Annotated in this window: 19 protein-coding genes and 3 rRNA genes; 14 read left to right on the top strand and 8 right to left on the bottom strand. The window is 71.1% G+C overall.

Features of this window, described 5'->3' with window-relative positions; all coding sequences use genetic code 11:
* Window positions 1-42 precede the first annotated feature (42 nt).
* A complete protein-coding gene (locus OU787_RS05630; protein ID WP_030462211.1) occupies window positions 43-990 on the bottom strand; it encodes a M56 family metallopeptidase in 948 nt (315 codons plus the stop codon).
* 207 nt (window positions 991-1,197) lie between these two features.
* Complete coding sequence (locus tag OU787_RS05625) at window positions 1,198-1,749, bottom strand: DUF5134 domain-containing protein (protein WP_030462212.1); 552 nt, start codon at window positions 1,747-1,749, stop codon at window positions 1,198-1,200.
* A gap of 461 nt (window positions 1,750-2,210) precedes the next feature.
* On the opposite strand from OU787_RS05625, the gene OU787_RS05620 reads away from it, so the two are divergent.
* The 6 genes from OU787_RS05620 (at window position 2,211) to rrf (ending at window position 11,173) form a co-directional block, all read left to right on the top strand.
* Window positions 2,211-3,611, top strand: a complete 1,401-nt coding sequence (locus OU787_RS05620) for a DUF6421 family protein (RefSeq protein ID WP_030462213.1) — start codon at window positions 2,211-2,213, stop codon at window positions 3,609-3,611.
* Window positions 3,608-4,357, top strand: coding sequence for an SDR family NAD(P)-dependent oxidoreductase (locus OU787_RS05615; RefSeq protein WP_030462214.1), 750 nt, complete (start codon window positions 3,608-3,610; stop codon window positions 4,355-4,357). The genes OU787_RS05620 and OU787_RS05615 overlap by 4 nt, the downstream gene beginning before the upstream one ends.
* Window positions 4,354-5,436 carry a threonine aldolase family protein gene (locus tag OU787_RS05610; RefSeq protein WP_268661814.1) on the top strand — a complete coding sequence of 361 codons (1,083 nt, stop codon included), beginning with the start codon at window positions 4,354-4,356 and terminating at the stop codon, window positions 5,434-5,436. Before OU787_RS05615 ends, OU787_RS05610 begins: the two co-directional genes overlap by 4 nt.
* A gap of 644 nt (window positions 5,437-6,080) precedes the next feature.
* Window positions 6,081-7,596 (top strand): 16S ribosomal RNA (locus OU787_RS05605).
* A gap of 279 nt (window positions 7,597-7,875) precedes the next feature.
* Window positions 7,876-10,982: ribosomal RNA gene (locus OU787_RS05600) — 23S ribosomal RNA — on the top strand.
* Between the two features lie 74 nt (window positions 10,983-11,056).
* Window positions 11,057-11,173 (top strand): 5S ribosomal RNA (rrf, locus tag OU787_RS05595).
* The 16S, 23S and 5S rRNA genes sit together here, the layout of an rRNA operon.
* A gap of 118 nt (window positions 11,174-11,291) precedes the next feature.
* Here rrf and OU787_RS05590 read toward each other — a convergent pair.
* Window positions 11,292-11,642 carry a DoxX family protein gene (locus tag OU787_RS05590; RefSeq protein WP_268658734.1) on the bottom strand — a complete coding sequence of 117 codons (351 nt, stop codon included), beginning with the start codon at window positions 11,640-11,642 and terminating at the stop codon, window positions 11,292-11,294.
* A 150-nt stretch (window positions 11,643-11,792) separates the two neighbouring features.
* Between OU787_RS05590 and OU787_RS05585 the strand changes: the two genes are divergently transcribed.
* On the top strand, window positions 11,793-12,146 hold the full coding sequence (locus OU787_RS05585) for a winged helix-turn-helix transcriptional regulator (protein ID WP_268661813.1): 354 nt from the start codon (window positions 11,793-11,795) through the stop codon (window positions 12,144-12,146).
* 10 nt (window positions 12,147-12,156) lie between these two features.
* Complete coding sequence (locus OU787_RS05580; RefSeq protein WP_268658733.1) at window positions 12,157-12,681, top strand: VOC family protein; 525 nt, start codon at window positions 12,157-12,159, stop codon at window positions 12,679-12,681.
* 49 nt (window positions 12,682-12,730) lie between these two features.
* Here OU787_RS05580 and OU787_RS05575 read toward each other — a convergent pair whose 3' ends face one another.
* Both OU787_RS05575 and OU787_RS05570 read right to left on the bottom strand, forming a co-directional pair.
* A complete protein-coding gene (locus tag OU787_RS05575; RefSeq protein ID WP_268658732.1) occupies window positions 12,731-13,087 on the bottom strand; it encodes an SCO4402 family protein in 357 nt (118 codons plus the stop codon).
* 30 nt (window positions 13,088-13,117) lie between these two features.
* Window positions 13,118-13,699, bottom strand: coding sequence for a carboxymuconolactone decarboxylase family protein (locus OU787_RS05570; protein WP_268658731.1), 582 nt, complete (start codon window positions 13,697-13,699; stop codon window positions 13,118-13,120).
* 52 nt (window positions 13,700-13,751) lie between these two features.
* Between OU787_RS05570 and OU787_RS05565 the strand changes: the two genes are divergently transcribed.
* From OU787_RS05565 to OU787_RS05555, 3 genes are all read left to right on the top strand, one after another.
* A complete protein-coding gene (locus OU787_RS05565) occupies window positions 13,752-14,279 on the top strand; it encodes a MarR family winged helix-turn-helix transcriptional regulator (protein WP_268658730.1) in 528 nt (175 codons plus the stop codon).
* Window positions 14,280-14,494: 215 nt separating this feature from the next.
* The gene (locus OU787_RS05560) at window positions 14,495-14,974 is read left to right on the top strand and encodes a hypothetical protein (RefSeq protein ID WP_268658729.1); all 480 of its coding nucleotides are present in this window, start codon (window positions 14,495-14,497) and stop codon (window positions 14,972-14,974) included.
* A complete protein-coding gene (locus tag OU787_RS05555; RefSeq protein WP_268658728.1) occupies window positions 14,971-19,179 on the top strand; it encodes an ATP-binding protein in 4,209 nt (1,402 codons plus the stop codon). The genes OU787_RS05560 and OU787_RS05555 overlap by 4 nt, the downstream gene beginning before the upstream one ends.
* Before the next feature lie 44 nt (window positions 19,180-19,223).
* Here the strand turns inward: OU787_RS05555 and OU787_RS05550 are convergent, their stop codons facing one another.
* The 3 genes from OU787_RS05550 to OU787_RS05540 all read right to left on the bottom strand — a co-directional run bounded on the left by OU787_RS05550 (window position 19,224) and on the right by OU787_RS05540 (window position 21,646).
* Window positions 19,224-20,204 carry a protocatechuate dioxygenase gene (locus OU787_RS05550; RefSeq protein ID WP_268658727.1) on the bottom strand — a complete coding sequence of 327 codons (981 nt, stop codon included), beginning with the start codon at window positions 20,202-20,204 and terminating at the stop codon, window positions 19,224-19,226.
* A 109-nt stretch (window positions 20,205-20,313) separates the two neighbouring features.
* Entirely contained in the window at window positions 20,314-21,069 is a 756-nt protein-coding gene (locus tag OU787_RS05545; protein WP_268658726.1) for a lysophospholipid acyltransferase family protein, read from the bottom strand.
* Between the two features lie 136 nt (window positions 21,070-21,205).
* On the bottom strand, window positions 21,206-21,646 hold the full coding sequence (locus tag OU787_RS05540; protein ID WP_268658725.1) for a DUF4395 domain-containing protein: 441 nt from the start codon (window positions 21,644-21,646) through the stop codon (window positions 21,206-21,208).
* A gap of 207 nt (window positions 21,647-21,853) precedes the next feature.
* Here OU787_RS05540 and OU787_RS05535 point away from each other — a divergent pair, with 207 nt between their 5' ends.
* From OU787_RS05535 to OU787_RS05525, 3 genes are all read left to right on the top strand, one after another.
* Window positions 21,854-22,267, top strand: a complete 414-nt coding sequence (locus OU787_RS05535; RefSeq protein ID WP_030464312.1) for a TlpA family protein disulfide reductase — start codon at window positions 21,854-21,856, stop codon at window positions 22,265-22,267.
* A 295-nt stretch (window positions 22,268-22,562) separates the two neighbouring features.
* Window positions 22,563-24,137 (top strand): IS1182 family transposase, encoded by a 1,575-nt coding sequence (locus tag OU787_RS05530; protein ID WP_268661812.1) that lies wholly within the window; start codon window positions 22,563-22,565, stop codon window positions 24,135-24,137.
* Window positions 24,138-24,488: 351 nt separating this feature from the next.
* Window positions 24,489-25,274 (top strand): electron transfer flavoprotein subunit beta/FixA family protein, encoded by a 786-nt coding sequence (locus OU787_RS05525; RefSeq protein WP_435820764.1) that lies wholly within the window; start codon window positions 24,489-24,491, stop codon window positions 25,272-25,274.
* Window positions 25,275-25,276: the final 2 nt, after the last annotated feature.

Raw genomic sequence — 25,276 nt, 5'->3', positions numbered from 1 at the left:
GCACCCGGCCGTCGGAGACCGGGGCCGGCGGGGGGAGTGCCGTCAGAGCAGCGCCGACAGCCCCGGTGCCACCGCCAGCACCGCCGCGCCCAGCGGGGCGGCCAGCGCCGCCAGCGTCCAGCCCAGCCGGGCCGGCACCGGCAGCCGGGGCTCGCCCAGCAGCAGCCGGTCCACCCGGGCGGGGGACTGCGCCAGCTGGGCTGGCGGGCAGGAGGCGAACACCTCGCTGTTCAGCTCGGCCAGCGCCAGCGCCGTGGTCACCCGCCCGTGCCGCCGGGCCGCCCGGTCGTCCGCCGCCAGCTCCACCAGCACCGCCACCTGGTCCCGGAACGCGGAGAACACCTCCACCCCCGGGAACCCGGTCGCCAACGCCTGCGCGCACTGCCCCAACCAGTGGTGCCGGGCCCGGACGTGACCGCGCTCGTGGCTCAGCACCGCCGCCAGCTCCCGGTCCGACAGCTGCTGCAGCGCCCCCGTGGTCACCACCAGCCGGGCCCGCGGCCCGGGCAGCGACCAGGCCTGCGGCCGGACGTTCTCCAGCACCACCAGCGGCTCGCGCACCCGGCGCCGACGCGGCAGCAGCGAACTCGGCAACTCCGGCGCACGACGCACCAGTTGGGCGTGCCGGTGACCGCGCTCCGCGCGCGCCGAACGCACCTCCCGGGCCAGCGACACCGCCGTCCACACCCCGCCCGCCGCCAGCACCGCCGCCGACAGCCGGCCCCAGCCCTCCAGGCCCACCAGCTCGTACGCGTCCTCCACCCCGGCCGGGGCGCCCGAGAACACCACGTCCCGCCAGGCGGGCAGGGCGGCCGCGCTCGCCAGCAGCAGGCTCAGCACGCAGCACAGCAGTACCGCGACCACCAGCATCTGCCACACCAACAGGGCCAGCACCGGTTCGCGCTCCGGCCAGCGGGCCCGGGCCAGGCGGCTCGGCGCCACGGTGGCGAGCAGCAGTCCGAGCAGCAGCAGGCTCAGCAGTGCCGTCATGGCAGAGGTCTCCCCGAGGGAGGGTTCGAGGCGCGGCGATGCGCTTCCCCCCAACCTATGCCGCCACACGCCCGCGCGGAACGGCCGGGTCGGTCCAGTGACCAAGGCCACGCCCGGCCGCTGCCGCCGGACCGCCCGACGCCCCGTCAGCCGCCCCGTCGGCCGCACCTCCGCCCGGCGGTCGAACGCCCGTGCCGCGCCGGGGGCTCACATCGACAGCAGCATGGCGAACATCCCGATCCCCATCGCCGCCCGGCAGGCCCGCGGTAGCGGCGCCGCCGCCACCGGACCGCCCGCTGCGAGCACCCGGCTGCCCTCCCACAGTGCGTACGCCCCGAAGTACACCAGCAGCACCCCCGTCAGCAGCGGCAGCCCGCCCGGCTGCCCGTGGTGCCCGGCGTGCCCGCCCGCCGACCCGCCGCCGGCCATCGCCAGCGCCATGTACGCCATCGCCAGCGCCCCGATCCCGTGGTGCAGCCGGTGCACCCGCCGCCCCGCGCCGCGCCCGGCCAGCGCGCCGACCAGCAGCACCGCCGCCAGCAGCGCGTACGGCCAGCCCCAGAACACCCCCGGCAGCAGCGCCATCCCGGCCATGCCCAGGCCCATCGCGGCCTCCAGCACGTCCGACTCCCGGCGCGCCCGGTGGTGGCCGCCGCAGGCCGGTTCGGTGCTCCAGCGGCGCACCCGCCACCCGCAGTAGCCGCCGCTGCCCGCGGCCAGCGCCGCCAGCAGCCAGCTCACCAGCGCCGGACCGTGCATCGCGTCCCCCTCCGTGCCGGATGTCGCCGTGACCTCGTGGCCCTGCGGCCCCGTGGCCCCGTGATCCCGCGGCCTCCGCGGAGGGCGCCGCCGGTCGCCGCGGGAGGCCGCGGGAGGCCGAGGTCCGGGTCCCCTCCACGATCACCGACCCCGCCCGGGCGCAGCAGGGCGCGAACGGGGGCGCACCGAGGCGTGACCGGTCCTGCGCGCACGGTGGGCGCCCCGGTGGCGACCCGGTGGGGGCCGGGGCATGGTCGGGGCAGGTCGGGCGCCCCCGGGCCGGGCGGGCCGGAGCCGTCCGTTCCGGTCCGTGCCCGCTCCCCTCCTACTCCACCGCGGAGAGATCGGCGGGCACCGGTACTACGAACTGGAGCGTCTACCGTCAAACCGGCCTTGAGCCGGAGAACCTTTCGCATTTAACGTGGTCCTGTCGTAATAACTCCTGTCGAAGTGAGCCTGTGATGCAGAATCTTTCGCCGACGCTCGCGCTCGCGGGCGACGCCCACGCCACCGACCCGGTCGCGCACCCGGCCTGGACCCGCCTGAAGGAGGCCGTCGAGGCCCTCCGGCCGCTGCAGTCCAAGGACGGTTCGATCGACCTCGCCGCCGTCCCGCGCTCCACGGTCGACCCGCTGGTCGAGACCGTGCAGGCCGCCGTCGCCGAGCTCGCCCCGCTCTTCCCGCACGACGCCGCCTACCTGGCCGCCGTCCGGGCCGACCTCGCCAAGTGGGCCGACACCGGCTACCGCGAGCCCGACTTCCTCGACTCGCTGCTGGCCTTCCGCCCGAACGAGCAGCGCGTCGACGGCACCGGCCACCTGGTCGTCTTCCCGATGTACACCCAGAACGGCAACCCCGACCGCAACCTGGAAGCCGTCCTGCTGAAGGTCGTCTGGCCCGACTGGATCGCCGAACTCGAGCGCACCCGCTTCGACAACCCCGGCTACCTCGGCATCGCCTTCGAGGACTTCACCGCCGGTTACGACACCAACTCCGCCGTGCTCTTCCCCGAGACCGTGGCCGTCCGCGAAGCGCCGGAACGTTTCACCTGGGGCGGCATCTTCTGCGACCGCGAAGCCGCCCGCTTCCGCGCCGTCAGCACCAGCGCCGTCCGCCAGCTCGACCTCGACATCCCCGCCGACGCCGCCGGGCTGCTCCAGGACCAGGACCGCACCCAGCAGACCTTCGTCCTGTGGGACCTGGTCCACGACCGCACCCACAGCCACGGCGACCTGCCCTTCGACCCCTTCATGATCAAGCAGCGCAGCCCGTTCTGGATGTACGGCCTCGAAGAGCTCCGCTGCGACCTCAACACCTTCAAGGAGTCGGTCAAGCTCGAGGCCGAGGGCCACCCCCAGGGCCGCGACGTCCAGTACGCGATCCTCTTCGACCGCCTGTTCCGCTTCCCGGTCAGCGGCGACCGGGTCCGCAACTACGACGGCATGGGCGGCCAGCTGCTCTTCGCCTACCTGCACAAGCACGACGCCCTGCGCTGGCGCGACAACCGCCTCACCATCGACTGGGACCGCGTCGCCGACGTCACCAACCAGCTCTGCGCCGAGATCGAGACGCTCTACCGCGACGGCATCGACCGCCCCAAGACCGCCCACTGGATCGCCGCCTACCAGCTGGTCTCCCGCTACCTCACCCCGCACCCCGCCTCCACCTGGGCCAAGGGCCCCGAGGCGCTCCCGCTCGACCTCGCCGACGACAAGGCCCTGCGCAAGGCCCTGTGCGACGCCGTCCACCCCGACGAGTTCCCGCTCAGCATGTTCTACGAGGCCCTGTCCAAGAAACTCCGCCGCGTCATCGCCGACACCAAGGGCATCACCGGCACCAGCACCCAGGAGATCGCCGCATGAGCACCCGTCCCCTCGCCGACCGGGTGGTCGCCGTCGCCGGAGCCAGCGGCCCCGCCGGCCAGGCCACCCTGCGCCGCCTCGCCGCCGACGGCGCCACCGTGATCGGCGCCGACATCGACCAGCGCCGACTGGACGCGGCCCTCGCCGCCGTCCGCACCGCCGTCCCCGGCGCGAAGGTCCACGGACAGGTCATCGACCTGCTCGACCCGCAGGAGGTCCACGACTGGGCCGACCACCTGGAGGCCGAGCACGGCCACGTCGACGGCCTGCTCCACCTGGTCGGCGGCTGGCGCGGCAGCAAGAGCTTCTTCGAATCCCGGATCGACGACTGGGACTTCCTGCACGACACCGTCGTCCGCACCCTCCAGCACACCTCGCTGGCCTTCCAGCCCGCGCTGCTCCGCAGCCCCGCCGGCCGCTACGCCATGGTCTCCGCCGCCGCCGCGCACAAGCCCACCGCGGGCGGCGCGGCCTACGCCGCCGCCAAGGCCGCCACCGAGGCCTGGACGCTGGCGATGGCCGACTCCTTCCGCAAGGAGACCACCGCCCCCGACGGCGAACCCACCGCGGCGGCCGTCATCCTGGTGATCAAAGCCCTGGTCAGCCCCGAGATGCGGGCCGAGAAGCCGGACGCCAAGTTCGCCGGCTTCACCGACACCGCCGACCTGGCCACCACCCTGGCGTCCCTCTGGGACCGCCCCGCAGCAGAACTGAACGGACAGCACCTGTGGCTGACAGCCCGATGACCCCCGTTTTCGGCCCGACCGACGCGGTACGGCACCACGACCCCGCCGTCCGCGGCTTCGCCAGCGACAACTACGCCGGCGTCCACCCCGAGGTGCTCGCCGCGATCGCCCTCGCCAACGACGGCCACCAGGTCGCCTACGGCGAGGACGCCTACACCGAACACCTCCAGACCGTCTTCCGCCGCCACTTCGGCGACTGCGCCGAGGCGTACCCCGTCTTCAACGGCACCGGCGCCAACGTCGTCGCCCTCCAGGCCCTGCTCCCGCGCTGGGGCGCGGTCGTCGCCGCGGAGAGCGCGCACATCAACGTCGACGAGTGCGGCGCCCCCGAGAAGATCGCCGGGATCAAGCTCCACCTCGTCCCCACCCCCGACGGCAAGCTCACCCCCGACCTGATCGACCAGCAGGCCTGGGGCTGGGGCGACGAGCACCGCGCCCAGCCGCTCGCCGTCTCGATCACCCAGTCCACCGAACTCGGCACCCTCTACACCGCCGACGAGATCCGGGCGATCTGCGAACACGCCCACGAACGCGGCATGCTCGTCCACCTGGACGGCTCCCGGCTCGCCAACGCGGCCGCCTCCCTCGATGCCCCGTTCCGCGAGTTCACCACCGACGCCGGCGTCGACGTCCTCTCCTTCGGCGGCACCAAGAACGGCCTGCTGCTCGGCGAGGTCGTGGTCGTCCTCAACCCGGACAAGGTCCGCAACCTCAAGTACCTGCGCAAGATGTCGATGCAGCTCGCCTCGAAGATGCGCTTCGTCTCGGTCCAGTTCGAGGCCCTCCTCACCGGAGACCTCTGGCTCCGCAACGCCGGCCACGCCAACGCGATGGCTCGCCGCCTCGAAGCCGCCGTCCGCGACATCCCCGGCATCACCGTGGTCCGCCCCGTCCAGGCCAACGCCGTCTTCGCCCTCCTCCCGCGCGAGGTCAGCGAACGCCTCCAGAAGCGCTACCGCTTCTACTTCTGGGACGAGCACACCGGTGAAGTCCGCTGGATGACCGCCTTCGACACCACCGAACAGGACATCGACGCCTTCGCCGCGGCGATCGCGGAGGAGATGGCCCGCGAGGACTGACCCCCCTCCAGGGGGCGCGACGGCTGGTCCGCTGGTCTGACGGTCAGATGGTCTGACGTGCCGACGGTCGGTTCGGGAGAAGCCTCCCGGGCCGGCCGTCTTGCTGTTGTTTGCACCTGGGCCGGATCGGGCGTAGTGTTCACTGGTCGCTCGGCAGGGAGCACCGGACACGCATCTGTGTGGACGGTCCCGGGGCGGCCAATCCCTTGAGAAACCAGGTCGATGATCCGTGACGGGTCGCGTGTCTTTCGCGTCCCCGTTCGTATTTTCGGCGTGCGCTTTTTTCGGAGATTGCGGCCGATTCGCTTTCAGGAGCGGGGATCGGCTAGAGTGTGAAACGTCGGACGGGGCGTCAAGCCGCAGAAGACGAAAGCGAGTCGGGAAAGAGCACAAGCTCGGATCTGATAAGCTGGAAACACGAAAGAACGAAGCGCCCGGAGGGTCCGCAGGAATGCGGTCCGAAGGAAGTGTCCGTTCCTTGAGAACTCAACAGCGTGCCAAAAGTCAACGCCAGATATGTTGACATCCCCGGCCTCGACGTCTTGTCGGGGTTGGAGATTCCTTTTGAAGTAAAACACTAGCGAGGACGCAGTGCGCGGGGCCGCCTTATTCCGGTGGTTGCCGTGCCGCTCCCCGTGGAGACATTCACGGAGAGTTTGATCCTGGCTCAGGACGAACGCTGGCGGCGTGCTTAACACATGCAAGTCGAACGGTGAAGCCCTTCGGGGTGGATCAGTGGCGAACGGGTGAGTAACACGTGGGGAATCTGCCCTGAACTCTGGGACAAGCCTTGGAAACGAGGTCTAATACCGGATACGACCGCAGGATGCATGTTCTGCGGTGGAAAGCTCCGGCGGTTCAGGATGATCCCGCGGCCTATCAGCTTGTTGGTGGGGTAACGGCCCACCAAGGCGACGACGGGTAGCCGGCCTGAGAGGGCGACCGGCCACACTGGGACTGAGACACGGCCCAGACTCCTACGGGAGGCAGCAGTGGGGAATATTGCACAATGGGCGAAAGCCTGATGCAGCGACGCCGCGTGAGGGATGACGGCCTTCGGGTTGTAAACCTCTTTCAGCAGGGAAGAAGCGCAAGTGACGGTACCTGCAGAAGAAGCACCGGCTAACTACGTGCCAGCAGCCGCGGTAATACGTAGGGTGCGAGCGTTGTCCGGAATTATTGGGCGTAAAGAGCTCGTAGGCGGCCTGTCGCGTCGGATGTGAAAGCCCGGGGCTCAACCCCGGGTCTGCATTCGATACGGGCAGGCTGGAGTGTGGTAGGGGAGATCGGAATTCCTGGTGTAGCGGTGAAATGCGCAGATATCAGGAGGAACACCGGTGGCGAAGGCGGATCTCTGGGCCATTACTGACGCTGAGGAGCGAAAGCGTGGGGAGCGAACAGGATTAGATACCCTGGTAGTCCACGCCGTAAACGTTGGGAACTAGGTGTTGGCGACATTCCACGTCGTCGGTGCCGCAGCTAACGCATTAAGTTCCCCGCCTGGGGAGTACGGCCGCAAGGCTAAAACTCAAAGGAATTGACGGGGGCCCGCACAAGCAGCGGAGCATGTGGCTTAATTCGACGCAACGCGAAGAACCTTACCAAGGCTTGACATACACCGGAAACGTCCAGAGATGGGCGCCCCTTGTGGTCGGTGTACAGGTGGTGCATGGTTGTCGTCAGCTCGTGTCGTGAGATGTTGGGTTAAGTCCCGCAACGAGCGCAACCCTTGTTCTGTGTTGCCAGCGAGTAATGTCGGGGACTCACAGGAGACTGCCGGGGTCAACTCGGAGGAAGGTGGGGACGACGTCAAATCATCATGCCCCTTATGTCTTGGGCTGCACACGTGCTACAATGGCCGGTACAAAGGGCTGCGATGCCGCGAGGCGGAGCGAATCCCAAAAAGCCGGTCTCAGTTCGGATTGGGGTCTGCAACTCGACCCCATGAAGTTGGAGTTGCTAGTAATCGCAGATCAGCATGCTGCGGTGAATACGTTCCCGGGCCTTGTACACACCGCCCGTCACGTCACGAAAGTCGGTAACACCCGAAGCCGGTGGCCTAACCCGTCAGGGGAGGAGCCGTCGAAGGTGGGACCAGCGATTGGGACGAAGTCGTAACAAGGTAGCCGTACCGGAAGGTGCGGCTGGATCACCTCCTTTCTAAGGAGCACACGGCAGCTTCGGGCGAACGTCCCGGAGTGCTAGCTCATGGGTGGAACGTTGACTATTCGGCACGGTTCGGCGCAAGCCGCCAGTACTGCCCTTCGGGGTGTGGAACGCGACTGCTTGCAAGGGACCGGGTCGGGCACGTTGTTGGGTCCTGAGGGAACGGGAGTTGCCTCATGGATGCCGGCCTCATGCCGGGCGCCCTGTTGTGGGGTGTCGGGTTTGGGTGTCTGGTCGTTGTTTGAGAACTGCACAGTGGACGCGAGCATCTGTGGCCAAGTTTTTAAGGGCGCACGGTGGATGCCTTGGCACCAGGAACCGATGAAGGACGTGGGAGGCCGCGATAGGCCCCGGGGAGCTGTCAACCGAGCTTTGATCCGGGGGTGTCCGAATGGGGAAACCCGGCAGTCGTCATGGGCTGTCACCCATACCTGAACACATAGGGTATGTGGAGGGAACGCGGGGAAGTGAAACATCTCAGTACCCGCAGGAAGAGAAAACAACCGTGATTCCGGGAGTAGTGGCGAGCGAAACCGGATGAGGCCAAACCGTTGTGGTGTGAGACCCGGCAGGGGTTGCCGCGACGGGGTTGTGGGAGTGGGCTTGATCGGTCTGCCGGCCGGTCGGCGAGTCAGAAACCGTTGGTGTAGTCGAAGGACATGCGAAAGGTCCGGCGTAGAGGGTAAGACCCCCGTAGACGAAACATCAGCGGCTTGCTTGCTCATTTCCCAAGTAGCACGGGGCCCGAGAAATCCCGTGTGAATCTGGCGGGACCACCCGCTAAGCCTAAATATTCCCTGGTGACCGATAGCGGATAGTACCGTGAGGGAATGGTGAAAAGTACCGCGGGAGCGGAGTGAAATAGTACCTGAAACCGTGTGCCTACAAGCCGTGGGGGCAGCCTTCGGGCTGTGACTGCGTGCCTTTTGAAGAATGAGCCTGCGAGTTTGCGGTGTGTAGCGAGGTTAACCCGTGTGGGGTAGCCGTAGCGAAAGCGAGTCCGAATAGGGCGTCCAGAGTTGCATGCCCAAGACCCGAAGCGGAGTGATCTAGCCATGGGCAGGTTGAAGCGCGGGTAAGACCGTGTGGAGGACCGAACCCACCAGGGTTGAAAACCTGGGGGATGACCTGTGGTTAGGGGTGAAAGGCCAATCAAACTCCGTGATAGCTGGTTCTCCCCGAAATGCATTTAGGTGCAGCGTCGCGTGTTTCTTGCCGGAGGTAGAGCACTGGATAGGCGATGGGCCTTACCGGGTTACTGACCTTAGCCAAACTCCGAATGCCGGTAAGTGAGAGCGCGGCAGTGAGACTGTGGGGGATAAGCTCCATGGTCGAGAGGGAAACAGCCCAGAACACCGACTAAGGTCCCTAAGCGTGTGCTAAGTGGGAAAGGATGTGGAGTCGCAGAGACAACCAGGAGGTTGGCTTAGAAGCAGCCACCCTTGAAAGAGTGCGTAATAGCTCACTGGTCAAGTGATTCCGCGCCGACAATGTAGCGGGGCTCAAGCACACCACCGAAGTCGTGTCATTGCAGCAATAGGGCCAACGCCTGCTGTGATGGGTAGGGGAGCGTCGTGTGCCGGGTGAAGCAGCCGAGGAATCGAGTTGTGGACGGTTCACGAGTGAGAATGCAGGCATGAGTAGCGATACAAGAGTGGGAAACTCTTGCGCCGATTGACCAAGGGTTCCTGGGTCAAGCTGATCTGCCCAGGGTAAGTCGGGACCTAAGGCGAGGCCGACAGGCGTAGTCGATGGACAACGGGTTGATATTCCCGTACCCGCTTTGAAGCGCCAACGTCGAACCTCTTGATGCTAAGCCCGTGAAGCCGGCCCGGAGTCTTCGGACAATGGGACGTGGTGGAGCCGGTGACCCAACGGGGTAGTAGGTGAGCGATGGGGTGACGCAGGAAGGTAGTCCAGCCCGGGCGGTGGTAGTCCCGGGGTAAGGGTGTAGGACGTTGCGTAGGCAAATCCGCGCAACACAAGTCTGAGACCTGATGCCGAGCCGATTGTGGTGAAGTGGATGATCCTATGCTGTCGAGAAAAGCCTCTAGCGAGTTTCATGGCGGCCCGTACCCCAAACCGACTCAGGTGGTCAGGTAGAGAATACCGAGGCGTTCGGGTGAACTGTGGTTAAGGAACTCGGCAAAATGCCCCCGTAACTTCGGGAGAAGGGGGGCCATTGCTGGTGACGGGACTTGCTCCCTGAGCTGGTGGTGGCCGCAGAGACCAGCGAGAAGCGACTGTTTACTAAAAACACAGGTCCGTGCGAAGCCGTAAGGCGATGTATACGGACTGACGCCTGCCCGGTGCTGGAACGTTAAGGGGACCGGTTAGTCCGATTTCGGTCGGGCGAAGCTGAGAACTTAAGCGCCAGTAAACGGCGGTGGTAACTATAACCATCCTAAGGTAGCGAAATTCCTTGTCGGGTAAGTTCCGACCTGCACGAATGGCGTAACGACTTCTCGACTGTCTCAACCACAGGCCCGGTGAAATTGCATTACGAGTAAAGATGCTCGTTTCGCGCAGCAGGACGGAAAGACCCCGGGACCTTTACTATAGCTTGATATTGGTGTTCGGTTCGGCTTGTGTAGGATAGGTGGGAGACTGTGAAGCGGCAACGCCAGTTGTCGTGGAGTCGTCGTTGAAATACCACTCTGGTCGTGCTGGATGTCTAACCTGGGTCCGTGATCCGGATCAGGGACAGTGTCTGGTGGGTAGTTTAACTGGGGCGGTTGCCTCCTAAAGGGTAACGGAGGCGCCCAAAGGTTCCCTCAGCCTGGTTGGCAATCAGGTGTTGAGTGTAAGTGCACAAGGGAGCTTGACTGTGAGACTGACGGGTCGAGCAGGTACGAAAGTAGGGACTAGTGATCCGGCGGTGGCTTGTGGAAGCGCCGTCGCTCAACGGATAAAAGGTACCCCGGGGATAACAGGCTGATCTTCCCCAAGAGTCCATATCGACGGGATGGTTTGGCACCTCGATGTCGGCTCGTCGCATCCTGGGGCTGGAGTAGGTCCCAAGGGTTGGGCTGTTCGCCCATTAAAGCGGTACGCGAGCTGGGTTTAGAACGTCGTGAGACAGTTCGGTCCCTATCCGCTGTGCGCGTAGGAGTGTTGAGAAGGGCTGTCCCTAGTACGAGAGGACCGGGACGGACGAACCTCTGGTGTGCCAGTTGTCCTGCCAAGGGCATGGCTGGTTGGCTACGTTCGGGAGGGATAACCGCTGAAAGCATCTAAGCGGGAAGCCTGCTTCGAGATGAGCACTCCCACCTCCTTTGAGAGGGTAAGGCTCCCAGTAGACGACTGGGTTGATAGGCCGGATATGGAAGCCCTGTGAGGGGTGGAGTTGACCGGTACTAATAGGCCGAGGGCTTGTCCTCAGTTGCTCGCGTCCACTGTGTTGTTCTGAAACAACGACCCCCGCACACGCGGGCGGTACACAGTTTCATAGTGTTTCGGTGGTCATAGCGTGAGGGAAACGCCCGGTTACATTCCGAACCCGGAAGCTAAGCCTCACAGCGCCGATGGTACTGCAGGGGGGACCCTGTGGGAGAGTAGGACGCCGCCGAACAATCATTGTGGGAAAGCCCCCTGACGGGAAGTCAGGGGGCTTTCTTGCGTTCCCGGAGAGGCTGGAGGCCGGCCTCGATCGGCACGATCAAGGCCGGTGTCAGACCGGCTGTCCGCTGTCAGAGGGTGGCGGCGCGCAGCACGATCAGGGCGACGGAGGCCATGGTGAGGACCGCCGCCGGTGACGCGCCCTTGCGGTCACCGACGCGCAGGTGGAAGGCGACCGCCCCGGCGAAATAGAGCGTCAGGCCGATCGCGGCGGCGATGCCGAGGGGGCCCCACCAGAGTCCGGCGGTCGTACCGGCCGCGCCCGCGATCTGAGCGCTGATCAGGAAAGGCATCATGCGCTGGGGCACTCCGAGGGTGGACATCTGCTCGGTGATGTGACGCGTCCGCAGGGACTTGGCCCCGGCCGATATCAGGAGAAGCGCCGACATGACCACGGTGACGACGGCGAGGGAGACGAACATGGCTGAAACCTCAATCGTGCGAGATGCGAGTAGGGGAGCGTGCGCACCTCGACGACGATAGGCGGCCGTCAGGTACCTCCAGGTAACCTTCGGGGCGTGAGCCTGCGACCCGGAATTGTCTTCCTTGCCGACTGTCCCGCTCTCCTGGCCATGGAGATCATCGCCAGCAAGTGGTCCATGGTCACGCTCTTCGCGTTGACCGACGGTCCGTTGCGCCACGGCGAGTTGGTCGAGTTGAGCGGTGGCATTTCGCGCAAGGTCCTGACCCAGACGTTGCGTCGGCTCCAGGCCAACGGGCTCGTCGAGCGGCACGCGTACGCCGAGGCGCCGCCGCGCGTGGAGTACAGCTTGACCGATCTCGGGCGGACCCTGGAGGAGCCCATCAGGATGCTCACCGCATGGGCGCGGGAGAACGGCGAGGCGGTCGTCACCTTCCGGGAAGCAGCCGAGGCGGCCAGCAGCATCGAGGCGGATCGGGCGACCTCGGCGCAGCGGCCCGGATGAGGCGGCCCGGATGAGGCCGCCCGCGATCGACGGCGGGCGGGCGGTGGTGGCGACAGGTCGTTCCGCGTCAGTGATCAAGGGCTGCGGCTGGAGTACTAGGCTCGGCTTCCTGCCGATTCGGCTCTTCGGAAAGGACGTTGGCGTGCTTCTCGGTCTTCGGACGGTCATTCATCCCGCGCCGGATCTCGGTGCGGCGAAGGCGTGGTGGAGTTCGGTGCTGGGGGTGGAGCCGTACTTCGACGAGCCGTTCTACGTGGGGTTCAACGTCGGGGGGTACGAGTTGGGGCTGGACCCGAATGCGGATCCGGCGGTCGGGCCGGTGTCGTACTGGGGGGTGCGGGACGTGGCGGTGGCGGTGGAGCGGTTCGTGGCGGCGGGGGCCGTGGTGCGGGAGCGGGTGCAGGAGGTGGGGGGCGGTATCCGGGTCGGGACGGTGCTGGAGCCTTCGGGGGCGGTGGTGGGGCTGATCGAGAACCCGCACTTCGTGTTGCCGGAGGGTGGGCCGGCGGGGGTAGGTGAGGGTCCGGGGCGCTGACCCGGGTGGTGTGGGTGGGAGGGGCCCCGGCCGTGGTGGCCGGGGCCCCTCAGTCGGTGGTGTGGTGGTCGTTGGCGATCAGGGTGCGGGCCAGGCGGGCGGCGGCGGTGGTGACGGGGGGCCAGGCGGGGGAGTGCAGGTGGTCGGTGGGGCGGGGGTCGGGCGGGAGGGTGGTGAGGAGGGTGCGGAGGGCGGTGCCGAGGTCGGCGGTGAGGGCGGCTTCTTCGCCGGTGCGCAGGGTGTGGCCGATCCAGGGGAGGGGGTCGTCGGCGTCGCAGGCTTCGCCGAACAGGGTGGCGAGCAGCGGGGCGGGGTCGAAGGCGTCGTCCTGGAGGCCGGGGGCGGCCAGGGTGAGGACCGCGGACACCAGTTGGTGGCGCAGGGCGGGGAGGACGGGGCCGGTCACCGGGGGAGCGTACCGGCCGGGTGCGGACGGTCAGGCGTAGGGGGCGAGTTGGGGGTCGACGGGGGCGTCGGTGAGGCGGTTGGCGAAGGTGGAGAGGGTGTAGGCGCCGATGCCGAGGACGATTTCGAGGGCGTTGCGCGGGGTGAAGCCGTGGGCGAGGAAGGCGGCGAGGTCGGGTTCGGGGACGGCGCCGGTGTGGTCGAGGACGCTGTGGACGAAGCGGCGGACGGCTTCCAACCGGGCGTCGGGGAGGGGCTGTTGGGTGCGCAGGGCGGTGATCAGTTCGGGGGCGGCGTCGAGCCGGGTGAGGGCGGCGGTGTGCATGGCGACGCAGAGGTGGCAGCCGTTGCGGGTGGCGATGGTGAGGACGACGGTTTCGCGGACCGTCGGGTCGAGTTCGGTGCTGTCGAAGAGGGCGGTCAACTTGAGGAAGCCGTCGAGGAGTTGGGGGGAGTGGGCGAGGCGGGCCGCGGCGGAGGGGAGGTAGCCGAGGTGGCGGGTGACCTGGTCGAGCTGGCGGCGGGCGGCCGGCGGGGCGGTGTCGGGGGTGAGGTCGGGGAAGTGCGTTCCCGTGGAGGAGGGGGCGGGGACGGCGGAGGAGGTGGTGGACATGGGTGGGCCTTTCGGGGTGGCCGGCGGGCGGGCCCCGGCGGTGCGTCCTAGAATGGACAACGTGGTTGACCAAAACGTAAACCAGGTTGTCGATTCGCGCAACGGGGAACCGGCCGGCCGGGCCCGGGACGGGTTCGAGCTGCCGCTGCTGCTGTTCGCCGGATTCCGCACGATCATCGACGAGTTGCACGACCGGCTGGCCCGCGAGGGGCACCCGGACGCCCGGCCCGCGTACGGCTTCGCCCTGCAGGCGATCGGGATCGACGGGGTGAGTGCGAGCGAGATCGGCCGGCGGCTGGGGGTGTCCAAGCAGGCCGCCGGGAAGACCGTCGACCGGCTGGAGGCGCTCGGGTACGCGGAGCGGGCGGACGATCCGCGGGACGCGCGGCGCAAGATCGTCCGGTTGACGCCGCACGGGCTGGACCTGCTGGCCCGGTCGGCGGCCGGGTTCGAGGAGATCCGGGGGCGCTGGGCGGCCGCGCTCGGGGAGCGGCGGCTGCGCGAACTGGAGGACGGGCTGGCGCAGTTGACCGGTTCGTCCGGGTTCCGGCTGGACGCGGCGGGCTGGTTCACCGGCTGAGGGCGCCAGCGGTCGGCTGGTGCACCGGCCGAGCAGCCGTCGGCGGGCCGGTGCACCGGCTGGAAGGTGACGGCGGCGGGGCGCGGGGAGGGCGGCTCGGGGGACACGGTCCGGTGAACGTGGTCCGGTGGGACCCCGGCCGGGCGCGTCGGGTGGCACCATGGGACGGCCGGGTCACGGCGATGGGACGGGAACAAGCGGTCCAGGGGGAACGGATGCTCGCCGAATCGTTGGTCGCGCTCGCCAGTGCGGGTGGTACGGCGTTGGTGGGGGCGATGGCCACCGACGCCTGGCAGACCGTCAGGGACGGCGCCGCCAGGCTGTTCGGGCGGGGCGGGGCGGCCGGGCAGGAGCTGGTGGAGGCCCGGCTGGACCGGGATGCCGGGCTGGTGGCGCTGGCGTCGGAGCCGGAGCGGGCGCGGCAGGGGCTCGCCCCGGCGTGGCAGGTCGAGTTGGAGGCGCTGCTGACCGCGCACCCCGAACTGGCCGATGAGCTGCGGGTGTTCGTGGAGCAGACGGTGGCCGCGCTGCCCCGGGCCGAGCAGCACTGGACGTTGAACGTGACCGCGCGCGACCACGGCCGGGCCTACGGCGCGCTCGGCGGGAACGTGGTGGTGCACGAGGCGGCGCAGCCCGATCCGCCGCGCGGGCCCGTCCCGGACGGCGGCGGGGAGGCGGGCGAGGGGCAGCGGTGAGACCGCCGGGGCCGTCCGACGGGCGGGGCGGGTGGTCGGGGCGGGCGGAGCAGCGGGTCGTCGCGGAGGCCGGGTTCGCGTACGGGGCGATCGGTGCGGACATCCACGTCTTCGGCGACGGCACGCCCGTCTACGTGCTGGAGAACTGGCGGCCGGGGGAGGCCGTCGAGGACGCCTGGCTGGGCGAGTTGCCGAGCCGGATGCTCAACGCCCGCTGGGAGGTGGTCGGTTTCACCGGCCGGGCGGCGGAGCTGGCCGAACTGCGGGCCTGGTGCGGGGGCGGTCCCCGGCTGGGGGTCCGCTGGCTGCACGGGCCCGGCGGGCAGGGCAAGACCCGGCTGGCGGCGCGGCTGGCCCGGGAGTTGGCCGACGAGGGGTGGAAGGTGGTCACCGCCACCGAGGGCCCGGGGTCGGTGCTGCCGCCGCCGGGCAGCCAGGACCTGCGGCTGGACGGTGCGCCGGGCCTGCTGCTGCTCGTCGACTACGCCGACCGGTGGCCGCTCTCCCACCTGACCTGGCTGCTCAGCAACGCCCTGCTGCACGACCCGGCCGTGCCGGCCCGGGTGCTGATGCTGGCCCGGGACACCGGGCCCTGGCCGGCGGTCCGCGCGGTGCTGGCCGACCACCGGGCCGGGACCTCGGCGCAGGAGCTGGCGGCCCTCGGTGACGGCGACGACCCGGCCGGCCACCGGGCCCGGATGTTCACCGCGGCCCGGGACGGCTTCGCGGCGCGGTACGGGGCGGCGGTCCCCGGCTGGATGTCCCCGCCGCCGTGGCTGGACGGGCCGGAGTTCGGGCTGACCCTGGCCGTCCACCTGGCGGCGCTGGTGTCCGTCGACGCCCACCTGGCCGGGCGGCGGACGCCGACGGACCCGGCCGGGCTGACCGTCTACCTGCTGGACCGCGAGCACTTGCACTGGGCGCGCCGGCACGGCGACGGCACCCACCGGCTGGACGGCGGCGGCGCCCACCGGTCGGACGGCGGTTCCGGGGAGGCGCCGTGGACCACTCCGCCGGAGGTGATGAACCGGGTGGTGTTCGCGGCCGCGCTGACCGGCCCGCTGGCGCCGCAGGCCGGTGCGCGGGTGCTCGGCGGGCTGGAGCTCGGGCTGCCCGCGGAGCGGGTGCTGGCCGACCACGCGAGCTGCTACCCGCCCGCCGGGGCCGGCCGGGCCACCGTCCTGGAACCGCTCCAACCCGACCGGCTGGCCGAGGACTTCGCCGCCCTGACGCTGCCCGGCCACGCCGCGGACTACCCGGCCCGGGACTGGGCGCCGGGCAGCGTCCGCACGCTCACCGGCGACCGGCCGGCCCCCGGCTGGGTCCGGCGCACCCTGCTGCTGCTGGCCGCGGCCGCCGAGCGCTGGCCGCACGTGGCGGACGGGCACCTGTTCCCGCTGCTGCGCGGGCGGCCCGGGCTGGCCGTGGAGGCGGGCAGTCCGGTGCTGAGCGCGCTGGCCGCGCTGCCCGGCGTCCCGTTCGACCTGCTGGAGGCGGTGGAGTCGCAGCTGCCCCCCTACGACCGTGTCGACCTGGCGCCGGGCGCGGCCGACCTGGCCTGCGTGCTGGCCCGGCGGCGGCTGGCCCGCACCGGGGACCCGGCGCAGCGGGCGGCGATCCACGCCCGGCTCGCCAACGCGCTGGCGGGGGCCGGGCGTTACCGCGAGAACCTGGACGCGCTGACCGAGGCGGCCGAGCTCTACCGGCCGCTGGCCCAGGCCGACCCGGCGACGTTCGAGCGGCCGCTGGCCTTCGTGCTGTCCAACCTCGCCACCCGGCTGGCCCGGTACGGGGAGCGGCAGACCTCGCTGGCCTTCGCGCTGGAGGCGGTCGACACCGCCCGGCGGCTCGGCCTGATGGAACCGGCGGCCACCGGGACGGGCGGTGGCGCGCTGCTGGTCAACCTCGCGAGCCGGCTGCGGGTGGCCGGGCGGACGGCGGAGGCGCTGGAGGCCGACCACGAGGCGCTGGAGATCTTCTGGCGGATGTCCCGGACCAGGCCGTCCGAGGAGGAGGGGCCGGCCCACCTGCGGGTCTGCCTGAACAACATCGCCATGCTGCTGCCGCGCGGCTACCTCGGGGGCCGGGCCGCGCTGGCGGCGCTCGAACAGGTGGTGGTCCTGGACCGGCGGCTCGCCGCGGGCAACCCGGCCCGGTACGAGGCCGCCCTGGCCGGTGCCCTGCGGATGCTGGCCGAGTGGCTGGTCCAGCACTACGAGCGGGCCGAGACGATCATCCGGGCCGCGCCGGACAGCCCCGGCCTGCACCAGCCCGTCGCGGCGGGCTGGCGGCAGCGCGCGGTGGCTCTGGCCGGGGAGGCGGTGGAGACCGACCGGCGGCTGCTGACCGGAACCTCCGCCGTGATGGAGCTCCAACTCGCCGAGTCGCTGCGGGTGTTGAGCCGCGCCCTGGTCGCCGCCGGGCAACCGGAGGAGGCCGCCGTCGCGCTGGCGGAGAGCGCCGCGCTGCGGGAGCGGCTGGCCGAGCCCGAATCCGCCCGCCCGGTGGACGTTGCCGAGCCGCCGGAGCCGGTCGACCACCGGCGGGAGACCATGGCGGCGGCCCGGACCGGCGTCACCCTGTGCGCGTACCTGGCGAGCGTCGACCCGGAGGCCCACCGCCCGTTGCTGGCCGAGGCGTTGGAGCACGTCGGGGCCGTCGCCCCGTACGACCGCGCGGGCCTGGCCGACCGGGAGGCCGCCGTCCCGCTCTGGCAGGACCTGGTGGACGCCGACCTGCCGGCCTACGGGCCGTCCCTGGTCAGCGCGTTGGCGGTGATCCGGGCGGTCCGGCGCACCCTCGGGCTGGACGCGGAGGACGAGCGGGCCGGTGCGGAGCAGGAGCGGCTGGCGGCCCGGGTCGCCGCCGCCGAGCAGGAGCAGCGGCGCCGCCGCCTGGCCCCGCGGCTGCCCTGGGGGCCGGCCGGGGAGATCGACGCCGAGGCGCGGCGGCTCACCGGGGCCGGGGACGACGCCGGGCTGTGGGCGCTGGCGCTGTCCGTCCCGGTGGCGGACGGCGCGCGGCTGGCCCGGGCGCTCGCCGGGCGGTGGCAGCCGCCGGGCCCCGCCGCGCGGGCGCTGGCCGAGCGCCTCGCGGCCGCGGACCCGGCGGCTGCCACCGCCCGCCGTTCCCCGGCCGCCCCGGACCGGGAGCTGCCGGCCCTCGGCGGCAGCGCGGACGGCGTCGGCTTCGCCCACGGCCGGCCCGCGCTCGCGGTCAACGGCTTTCAGCCGGACGGCCGTTGGGCGCTCAAGGGGTTCGACGCGGGCAGCGGCCGACTGCGGGTGCTGCACCGCGGCGCCGGCCCGTACGGGTGGGAGGCGGTCGCCTGCCTCGGCCCGCGGCGGGCCGTCGCCGTGCTGGACCTGCCGGAGCCGCCGCACCAGGTGCTCGCGCTGCTCGACGGCGGCGCCGGGGAGCAGCTCGCCGAGGGCAACGCGCTGCGCGGCGCCCGGGTGGCGGCCACCGCGGACGGCTACGTGGTGGGCCTGGCGCGGATGCGCGGCATCCTGGTGGGGACGGGCGGCGAGCCCCCGGTCGCCGTCGACCTGGCGGGCACCGGGCTGTCGCGCTGCGACCGCCTCGCCGTCGATCCGACCGGCACCCGGGTCGCGCTCACGGACGGCCGCCGGACGGTGCTGGTCGGCCTGCCCGAGGGCCGGGCGATCGCCGCGGCCGAGACCGGGGGCGCGGCGGAGGCCGTCCTGCTCGGCCCCGACCTGCTGGTCACCGCCGGGGCCGGGGGCGGCCTGCGCCGCTGGGAGCGGCACGGCGGGCAACTGCGGGAGACCGGCGCGGTGGACACCCCGGCCCTGCACCCGCTGTTCGCGGTGCCGTCCTGGCGGGTGGTGGGCGGCTGGGCGCTCGGCCGGCCGCACTTCCACGACACCGGGACGCTCGACCCCGTCCCCGAACCGCCGCCGACCGCCGGGCTGTCGGAGCCCGTCACGGCCTGGACGGCGTCCGCGGACGGCCGCTACGTCGTCCACGGCGGCAGCCCCGCCGGGGCCGGGCCGGGCGCGGCGCCCCGCACCCTGCTGCACGACCTGCACCACCCGGCGGCCTGGCTGGCCCGGCCCGCGGCCGCCGTCACCGCCGCCGACCTGCCGGTGCTGGCGGCGCTCGCCGCCCGGGCCGAGCGGCGGCTGCGGCCGCTGCTGGGGCTGCTGCACGACGTCGCCGCCCACCGCCTCGCGGGGAGCTGATCCCGGGCGGGGAGGCGGGCGGTGGGCGGTGGAGGGTGAGGGGACTACTTGCCGTTCTTGTCGGGGTCGGCGGCGAAGGTGATCACGCCGAGGTAGCCGTCGCCGTCCTCGGTGACCTTCAGCAGCATCGACGGCTGGTAGATGCTGTCGCCGTCGTTGAAGGTGTCGCGGCCGGTGTGCGTGCTGTACGGGGCCTTGGCGAAGACCGCGGTGTTCAGCGCCTCGTCCATCATCACCTGGGTGGTGAGGGTGCGTTCGTTGTCGATGTGCACCATCGCGTGGACGTGCACGGTGCGGCCGGAGTACCAGCCGGGCCAGACGGTGGTGAACTCGACGATGCCGTCCTGGTTGGTGACCTGGGCGCCGCGCAGGTAGCGCTTGTCGTCCTGCGGGGTCAGGTCGGCCATGCCGTCGTTCGCACCGCCGCCACCGCCACCGCCACCGGCACCGGGGCCGCCACCGGCACCGGGGCCGCCCGAGGGCGGAGCACCGGTCGGAGCGCCGGAGGGCGGGGCGCCGGTCGGAGCGCCCGACGGGGGAGTGCCGCCGCCGGGGCCGCCCGGGCCGCCACCGCCGCCGGTGGACAGCTGCTCGGCGCCCGAGTACGTGCCGGACGCGTCGCAGTGCCAGATCTCCACCACCGCGCTCGGGATCGCCTTGCAGCTCTCGCTGTCCTGCACCCGGATCGCCAGCCGCAGCCGGACGCCCTCGCGGTCCTCGCGGATGTCGCTGCGGATCTTGTCGGCGTCGAAGTAGTACGGGCCCTGGGTGGTCTGCGCGGTCAGCGCGCAGGTGTTGGCGTCCGCGAACAGGCCGGTCAGGTCCTCGGTGGTCGACGCCTGCGGGGAGATCGAGGCGTCGGCCCCCGTGGTGGTCCTCGCGCTGGTGCTGCCCCCGCCGGAGCTGGAGCAGGCCGCCAGCAGCGCGCCCAGGCCGATGCTGCTGATGCCCGCCAGAGCGCGGCGGCGGCTGACCCGCCGGCCCTCGTCGTGGTCGTGCCGGGGGTGCTGCTGTTCGGCTGCCATCGGTTTCCCGTCCCTTTTCGATCCCTTTACCGTCCCGGGCAGCGTAGGAACGGCGGATGAGGGCGGTCTTGGGATCGGATGAGAGAACGGTGGCCGGGCCGACGGGCCGTCAGCGGGCGGTGCGGCGCTCCGCCTCGGCCGCGTCCTCGGCCTCCGCCTGCTCCAGGGTCGGCGCGGTGCCGCCCAGGTGGGCGGGCAGCCACCAGGAGTCGTCCGGGCCGGCCGGCTTCGCCGGGTAGTCGCGCTGGGCGCGGTCCAGCATCTCGGTCATCGCGGCGCGCAGGCGGCGGGTCACCATGACGGGCTTGTCGGTCGGGGCCAGGTGGATCGGCTCGCCGATCATGATGGTCACCGGGACGTGGCGCTTGGTCAGCGTCTTCGGGCGGCCCTTGGTCCACAGCTGCTGGGTGCCCCACAGGACCACCGGCAGCAGCGGGGTGCCGGAGTCCGCGGCCATCCGGGCCGCGCCGGTCTTGAACTTCTTCAGCGTGAACGAGCGGCTGATGGTGGCCTCCGGGAACACCCCGACCACCTCGCCCTCGCGCAGCGCCTTCACCGCGGCCTCGTACGCGGGCTGGCCGTCGGTGCGGTCCACCGGGATGTGCTTCATGCCGCGCATCAGCGGGCCGGAGACCTTGTGCCGGAACACGTCGTCCTTGGCCATGAAGCGGGTCTTGCGGCGGCCCACCCGGTACGCGCCGAAGCCCGCGAAGATGAAGTCCAGGTAGCTGATGTGGTTGCTGACCAGGACGGCGCCGCCGGTGGCGGGGACGTGCTCGGCGCCGACGATGGAGATCCGCAGGTCCAGCGCCTTGAAGGCGGCGAGCGCGGTACGGATCACCGGCGGGTACACGAACTCAGCCACGGTCAGCCCTACTTCCCACGGGCCATGCGCCCGGTCCGGTGGTACCCGGGGCGTGGTGGCAGGGCCGAGAAGTCGCGGCACGCCGCGGCGGCCACGGGTGTTTCCCCCCGATGATCCCCCGAACGGGCACGGTCTGTCACGCCCGCCCCCCTCCGGGGGTCCGGGCGCGGGCGCGGTGCAGCAGCAGGTAGAACTCGCAGCCGAGGCAGTAGTCGAAGGCGGCGTTCAGGAAGGCGGCGGCCAGGGCCAGTGCGGTGAGGGCCGTGGCGAGCGGGCCGAGGCAGGCCAGGGCGGCCAGGACGGCGAGCAGGGTGAAGGCCAGGCCGACGCCCTGGGCGAAGCGCGGCGGGCGGGCGTCCTCGAGTTCGGCGGGCGGCCCGAGCCGGGGGCGGACCAGGGTGCGGTAGAGCAGGCCGTAGGGGGCGTAGCGGTGGCCGCCGAGCGCGCCGGCGGCGAAGACCGCGGCCTGGACGGCGAGCAGCGGGCGGCTGCCGGTGATCAGGGCGGCGGCGAGGACGAGGGTGGTGAGGACCGCGGCGAAACGGGGGCCGCGGGGGTCGATCTGCGCGGGCTGCACGGAGGGGCTCCGGAGAAGGGGTCGCTGGCGGGAGGTCGGACGTCGGGGACGTGCGCTCAGCGACAGCGGGTGGTGCAGGCCCGGCACAGGTCGATCACCCGGCGGCTGGTCAGCCGGGCGTTCGACGACGGGGTGCGGGCGGTCACGGGGGCGATGCTACCGGGGCGGGGCTGCCGGGCCCAGGGGCGGGTTTGTCACACTGGACGGGTGACCGGACTGATCGTGTGCCTGGTGGTGCTGGCGGTGGCCGGCGGGTTCGGAGTGCTGCGCAAGGTGCGGGACGGGAGGCTGCGGGTGCGGGGCGGGGACGGTGCGGTGCGGTTGACCGGGGCGGAGCTGGGGGCGCCGTTGGGGGCGCGGGCGACGCTGGTGCAGTTCTCGACGTCGTTCTGCCAGCCGTGCCGGGCCACCCGGCGGACGCTGGCGGAGGTGGCCGGGATGGTGGAGGGCGTCGCGCACGTGGAGGTGGACGCCGAGTCGCAACTGGAGCTGGTGCGGCGGCTGGAGATCCTGCGGACGCCGACCGTGCTGGTGCTGGACGCGTCGGGCCGGGTGGTGCGGCGGGCGGCGGGGCAGCCGCGCCGGGCGGACGTGATCGCGGCGCTGGGCGAGGCGGTCTAGTGCCGCGTCAGGCAACCTTTGCCGTGAAGGAGCGGCTCCCCCAGCCCCAAGGGGGCTGGGAGGTGCCCCCTTGGTGCGTGCTCTCGGCGTGCCGGCCGGAAGCCCTTGTACTGGATGTACTTGGGTTTTCGGCCGGTGCGGCGAGCGGGCCCCTCCTGCCCGATGGCGGGCAAGGAGGGCGCGTGCCGGGCGTCGCGACGGGCGAAGGTTGCCTGACGCGGCACTAGAAGACTGATGAAGATGTTGGGTTCTGGCCTCGCCGTGTGGGTGGTGGGGCCAGACTCGTTTTGTGGCGATGGGTGAATGGGCCGGGGAGACGGTCGGGCCGGATGTGTGGGAGACCTGCCGGGAGTTGATCCCGGTGGGGAGTGTGTTCGCGTTTCTGGCCGAGCATCGGGGCCGGCTGTTCCCGGCGGCGATGTTCGCGGACATGTACCCGTCGGCGAACGGCCGCCCGAGCATGCCGCCGCAGATCCTGGCCACGGCGATCACCCTGCAGGCCCTGCACGGCCTGTCCGACTTCGAGACGGTCCAGGAACTGCGCTGCGACCTGCGGTGGAAGGCCGCCTGCGGACTCGGGCTGAACGACACCGCCTTCGACTCGTCGCTGCTGGCCTACTTCCGTCGACGGCTGGCCCGTTCGGCCCGGCCTGACCGGGTGTTCGAAGCCGTGCGGGAGGTTGTGAAGGCCACCGGGGTGCTGAAGGGCCGCCACCGCCGCGCTCTGGACTCGACCGTGCTGGACGACGCGGTCGCCACCCAGGACACCGTCACCCAGCTGATCGCCGCCGTCCGCGTGGTGATCCGCGAGGTCCCCGGCGCCGACGAGGTCGCGGCGGCCCAGTGCACCGCGCACGACTACCGCGATCCGGGCAAGCCCCGCATCGCCTGGAACGACGAGCAGGCCCGCGCGGATCTCGTGGACGCCCTGGTGGGCGACGCGCTCGAACTGCTCGGGCACCTGCCCGAGCGGCAGTCGGGCGAGAAGGCCGCGAACGCGGTGGGCCTGCTGGCCCTGGTCGCCGGGCAGGACGTCGAGCCCGCCGGCGGCTCCGACGGCCGGGACGGGCGCTGGCGCATCACCCGGGGCACCGCGCCCGACCGCATGGTGTCCACCGTCGACCCCGATGCCCGGCACGTCCACAAGACCCGCACCCACTACCAGGACGGATACAAGGCCCACCTCGCCGTCGAACCCGAAACCGTGATCTACACCGAGGTCGAACTGACCCCGGGATCGGGTCCCGAGCACCACGAGGCGGTGATCGCCGTGGACCTGCTCGCCGGTGAGGACGAGCCCTTGGACGCGTTCGGGGACACCGCCTACTCCACCGGCCCGGCCCGGGCGGCCCTGGGCCAGGCAGGGCACCGCCTGTTCTTCAAGCCCGCGCCGCAGCGGCCCGCCGTTGCGGGCGGCTTCGTCCTCGACGACTTCCGGATCGACACCGCGGGCGGCACGGCCACCTGTCCCGCCGGCCGCACCGTCCCGCTCTCGCCCGACCGCGGCATCGGCACGCCCCGCTCCGCGAGCTTCGGCGACCGCTGCCTGCACTGCCCGTTGCGCGAGCGGTGCACCACCGCCAAGAACGGCAAGACCCTGCGCGTCCGCCCCGGCCACGACCTCCAGGCCGCCGCCCGCCGACAAGCCGCCGATCCCGTCTGGCAGGAGGCCTACCGCCGCTGGCGCCCCCCGGTCGAACGGGCCGTCGCCTGGCTCGTCGGACACCGAAACCGCCGCCTGCGCTACCGGGGAACCATCAAGAACAACGCCTGGCTCCACACCCGCGCCGCCGCACTCAACCTGCGAACCCTGATCAGCTTCGGACTCGACCACAACGGCGCCACCTGGCACATCCGGGCCACCGCCTGACGGGCAACAACCCAGATCACACCAAGATCTTCATCAGTCTTCTAGGAACCGTCCGGTGCGGGGCGTTCAATCTCACAGGGGATCTGGCGCCGAGTCAGGTGGCACTCGGGTCGGGCTGGGGCAGGATGGGCCACAGGCGGCGGCATGGTGCCCGGCCGGACCGGCGGGCAGCGTAAGCTACTGGCGAGTAGTGACGGCTGGGCTACTCGTGAGTATGCTGCCGGGGAGTTCCGGAGGGGCACCTGCGCACGTCGCTCGGGCCGCGGGCCCCGCGCGTGGGGCGAGGATCGCCCGGCGCGCACGGACCGTTGCCGCAGCCGCCGGATCGGACCAGTAACAGGAGAGCAGGCCGTGAGCTTGAGGATCGTTGTCTGTGTGAAGTACGTGCCCGACGCGACCGGTGACCGTCGCTTCGCGGACGATGCCACCACCGACCGGGAGGGCGTGGACGGCCTCCTGTCGGAGCTGGACGAGTACGGCGTCGAGCAGGCGCTGCGGATCGCGGAGGCCAACGAGGGCGCCGAGGTGACGGTGCTGACCGTGGGCCCGGACGACGCGAAGGACGCGCTGCGCAAGGCGCTGTCGATGGGCGCGGACAAGGCCGTGCACGTCAACGACGACGACATCCACGGCACGGACGCGCTCGGGACCTCGGCGATCCTGGCGGCGGCGTTGGAGAAGACCGGTTTCGACCTGGTGGTGTGCGGCATGGCCTCCACCGACGGCACCATGGGCGTGCTGCCCGCGCTGCTGGCCGAGCGCCTGGGCGTGCCGCAGGCCACGCTGCTGTCGGAGGTGGCGGTGGCCGGCGGGAAGGTGACCGGTCGCCGGGACGGCGACGCGGCCACCGAGCAGGTCGAGGCGGCGCTGCCCGCGGTCGTCTCGGTCACCGACCAGTCCGGTGAGGCCCGCTACCCCTCGTTCAAGGGCATCATGGCGGCGAAGAAGAAGCCGGTGACCTCCCTGGACCTGGACGACCTGGGCATCGACGCCGACACCGTCGGCCTGGCCGGCGCCTGGACCAAGGTCGAGGACGTCACCGCCCGCCCCGCCCGCACCAAGGGCGTCATCGTGACCGACGAGGGCGAGGGCGGCAAGCAGCTCGCCGCCTACCTCGCCGAGCAGAAGTTCATCTGACG

The organism is Kitasatospora sp. YST-16 (assembly GCF_026802215.1).
Lineage (GTDB): Bacteria > Actinomycetota > Actinomycetes > Streptomycetales > Streptomycetaceae > Kitasatospora > Kitasatospora cineracea.
The sequence above is the reverse complement of the archived record's forward strand: the minus strand, read 5'-3'. Positions and strand labels throughout refer to the sequence as shown.